The 3899-nt window shown below is 42.7% G+C and carries 3 protein-coding genes; 1 reads left to right on the top strand and 2 read right to left on the bottom strand.

The window, feature by feature from the left end; all coding sequences use genetic code 11:
- On the bottom strand, nt 1-862 hold an 862-nt coding region (locus AC29Z1_RS03980), incomplete at its 3' end, for an MFS transporter (RefSeq protein WP_488270167.1).
- Nucleotides 863-986: 124 nt separating this feature from the next.
- The gene (locus tag AC29Z1_RS03975) at nt 987-2351 is read right to left on the bottom strand and encodes a uroporphyrinogen decarboxylase family protein (RefSeq protein WP_488270166.1); all 1365 of its coding nucleotides are present in this window, start codon (nt 2349-2351) and stop codon (nt 987-989) included.
- A gap of 238 nt (nt 2352-2589) precedes the next feature.
- Between AC29Z1_RS03975 and AC29Z1_RS03970 the strand changes: the two genes are divergently transcribed.
- Nucleotides 2590-3480, top strand: coding sequence for a LysR family transcriptional regulator (locus AC29Z1_RS03970; protein WP_488270165.1), 891 nt, complete (start codon nt 2590-2592; stop codon nt 3478-3480).
- Nucleotides 3481-3899: the final 419 nt, after the last annotated feature.

The following is a 3899-nucleotide window of genomic DNA, read 5'->3' as shown; positions in this document are numbered from 1 at the left end:
AAACAAGTCTGCGCAAATTGCCTAATTTTTTGGCCAAAAAGGCGGATGACGGCGGTGCTAAGACGCCTCCAATGCCATAGGCAACCATGATCATGCCACCGGCTTTGGCAGAAAAGCCTAGTTGTTTAAAATAGGCATTTGCCCATGTTGCCAGGCCAATTTCGGCCCACATCAGGCTAAATCCCATTGCGGCAAGTATCAGCAGGTTTTTGGTCGTAAATACAACCTTCAGGCCGCCAAACGGGTTACCGCTGCTTTTTACACTGTTATCCGCAGTACGGACAAAACAGGCAACCAATATGCCGAGCGCAATACTAGCTAAGCCAAACACTTTCATGACACCTTGCCAACCCAGCGCCTGGTTGATTACTGGTACCAAAAAATTCGGTAACAATAGTCCCAGCGATGGTGCGGCCATGAGCAAACCCCAGGCGATTGCCCGCTCGTTGGCAGGAAACCACTCGGTGAGTGCGCGGGAAGCTGCTGACATAACTGCACCAGCGCCAAGTCCCATGGCAAACCGTAACCAAAATCCTTGGTTATAGTCGGTCATAAATTGCATTAAAAACAGCATAACTCCCGGGATAAGTAAACCTCCCGTCAGTATCCAGCGAGGCCCGAGGCGGTCTGACAAAACGCCTGACGGCACTTGGGTTATGATATAGCCGAAATAGAAGGCTGTCATAAAAGAGCCGGCCTGTGCCGCAGTAAAATTAAATATTGGACTTACTACTGGAATGAGTGGCGGCCAACTGAAACGGGACATAAAGGTAAACGTAAAACTTGCAAATGCCAGTAGCAGGATGATCCAACGAAAACTTTTGGCTGACGAAGCTTCATTTTGCATATTGATCGTACTCATATATTCACCTTGCTTTCAGGAAAATTCCAATATGTTTGTCAAGGCACTCCTATATCATAGTAAGGTATCATGGCAGAGGAATGAAGGATAATCCCATTCCTCTGCTATGATTATGGAATCAACGTTAAAATACCCAACTCCATAACCAGTTAAAGGCCATACCCTCGAGGGTTTCCCAAGGCTTGCGGATTAAAGCTTCATCTCCTGTAATGCCGCCCAGTTCGCCCTTTTTTACCTCCCAAGGTGTAAGCACCTGTTGCTGGCCTAATCCGGGTATTTCACTGCTGACTGGCAATGGTGGCAGCGGCTTGGGTTTGAGGTTCTTGTCATACCAGCCATATTTCATGACAGCATCAACCATGGCCCGTACGTTTTCGGGTTTGGCATTTGCCGGCAGATAACAGCCGCCGCCCATAATATAGCCGCCGTCTTTACCAACCTTTTCACACAAGAGCTTGACTCTGGCATCAATTTCGTCAGGTGAACCAAGAATAAACATCCGGCTTGGAATACCACCTGCAATACACATATGATGGCCGAAGTCCTCTTTCGCTTTAAAGATATCGCCCTGATCATCAATGTCGCAAAGTACCGATCCTTTTGGCAGTTCCAACATATGATGCCAATGTTTGCCCCAATCGCCTTCCATGTACAATCTGATTTTATAGCCGGCAGCTATAATCATTTCCATAGTTTTCTTGAAGGAAGGCCAGTAGAAGGTATCAAACTGTTTCGGCGACATAAATGTTGGTTTATGAGTAGGCACAAATATTGGATACCGGCGCAGCGGATCAGCCGTCGATAACGCAACCCGGGCCATAATCGGTGCTAATACATCGCAAGCCTCCAAAACCTTGTCAGGCTGGCGGCGGATATCGCGAAGGATTCCGGTTAAACCGCGCAACACGTCACCAAGTGCGTCAAACGGAGCCAGGAAAGCACCTACCATCGGTTGCGGCATACCGCATTGATTTTGTAATTGAATGGATCTGTTGCGCATAATCTCAGCATATATGCTCTGCGCCATTCCGGCTTTAAGGAAGGCAAAATGGGAACGGGCAGATCCTTTTTCCATTTCGCTGAAGATTCTTGGGAAAAACCTCTCCAGCATGAATTGTCCTGGGTTGGAAATTAGCAAATCATATTCATCGGCAAGCATATATTCTGCTTCGCAAAATTGAATAGCAACATGTGGCTCTAAATCACGGCCAGGGAATTTATAGGTTTTAGCGCCTAAAGCATCATGTAGCGGCGCCCAAAAGCGGTTATTGCGCAATACGTCAAACTCAGGAAAATCACGGACAAAAGCCAGTTCGCTTTGCAACCATTTTTCGGGATCATAAATCACTTCCGGATTGCTGGCGGTATAGGTTTCTGCAAAGTTATTACTACCAATGCCAATGGGAATCCGGTCAACCGGTTCTAATGCCATGGCGGCTTGATATCTGCCTAGGCGTTGTTCAAAAAGTTCATTTAGTTCTATGCTCATTTCAACATGGCTCCTTTCTTACAGTGATAGATTTTGTAACCTCATAATTTTGAGAAAAATGCGATCGCAATTAAATTCTAAGACAATTGTGAATAATTAGTCAAATTCTTAAAATTCAATACCTGTATTCCGATTTTGAATTAATAGTGACATTTAATGTTCAGTTGTTTTGCCATAATTATAAGATTTGTAGTAAAATTAAAATAAAATAGAAATACATAGTATTGGAGATAGTGATATGGATATTAGGCATTTAACCGCATTCGTTACTGCAGCTAAAAGTCTAAGTATCACCGAAGCCGCAAAACGGCTTTATATTTCACAATCATCCTTAAGTAAGCAGATTTCTGAACTAGAAGAAACCATTGGGGTAAAGCTGTTTATTCGCCATTACCGCTCGTTGGAATTGACAGCAGCCGGCAAATATTTGCTTAAAGAGGGTGATAGCCTTATTCAAAAAGTGAATGAGATTTTGGATAACACCCGCGAAGTACAGCGCGGTTTACGTGGAATCATCAAAGTTGGTTGTTTTACCAGCCAATTGCCTTTTATGCCTGATGTTTTAAAAAAATTCTATACACTCTATCCGCAGATTAAAGTGGATATTCAAATATATCCCTTGAAAACGATTGAAGAATTATTGATGCAAAATGAAATTGATTTGGGAATTATCAGTCAACTGGGAAACCAGTTAGAATATCGCCTGTTCTGTTCGCAATTTATTTGTCGACAGCCTTTGGTTTTTGTGTTGCCTGCCGATCATCCGTTAGCGGGAGAAACGGCTATTACGCCATCTCTGTTAGCAAATGAGTCTTTTATGGTGCTTTCGCAAGAGGAACCGCAAGATGGGGTGAACTGGCTTATCCAATTATGCCAGAGGTATGGATTTACGCCACAAATTGCCGTTAAATCCAATCATTTTGAAAGCATACTGTGGCAAGTGGGAGCCGGAATGGGAGTTTCCTTTACCGCCAAGCATCCAAAAATTTCAATGCCTGAAAGTGTTTCTATCGTAGATATTTTAGATGAAGATGCTTTTCGCAACACACTTGCTATTTGGAAACACACAAACTCCAATCCGTCCATACCGCTATTTTTGAAAGCCATTACAACAATTGTGACTATATAACTAAAAAATAATATCCATGGCTTCGGCTTGAAGGGGAGTTCCAACTGAGGTTGTAATGCGTCTAACAAGTAAGACATTAAAAACAAAACAAGCAATCTAACTTATGTTGTGGTTAGATTGCTTGTTTTGTTTTTAGGAGAGGTCGTCAGTATTATGTAAAATGAAATTTCTGAATAATAATTTTGAAATTTAAGAATTTGACGAATTGTGCGACGAATACGTAGGATTAAATTAATATTACTTTACTTGCGTTAATATTAATTTACTTGCGAGGAGGTTATAGGATGAACGCCGATAAAAACATTAGCTCCTATCGTTGGGTAATTCTTGCACTTGTAGTAGTATGTTTTGGTGCTACCTTCGTTACTCGTTTTACTTGGCCACCCCTGATAACCACTGTTGCTCCTGTACTGAAATTG

The sequence above is a fragment of the Sporomusa sp. genome (assembly GCF_057736855.1).
This window is presented reverse-complemented; position numbering and strand designations above follow the sequence as displayed.

Bases quoted from the DNA above. Each gene is read 5' to 3' on its own strand.
- AC29Z1_RS03970 (WP_488270165.1), top strand. From the start codon at position 2,590: ATGGATATTAGGCATTTAACCGCATTCGTTACTGCAGCTAAAAGTCTA.
- AC29Z1_RS03975 (WP_488270166.1), bottom strand. From the start codon at position 2,351: ATGAGCATAGAACTAAATGAACTTTTTGAACAACGCCTAGGCAGATAT.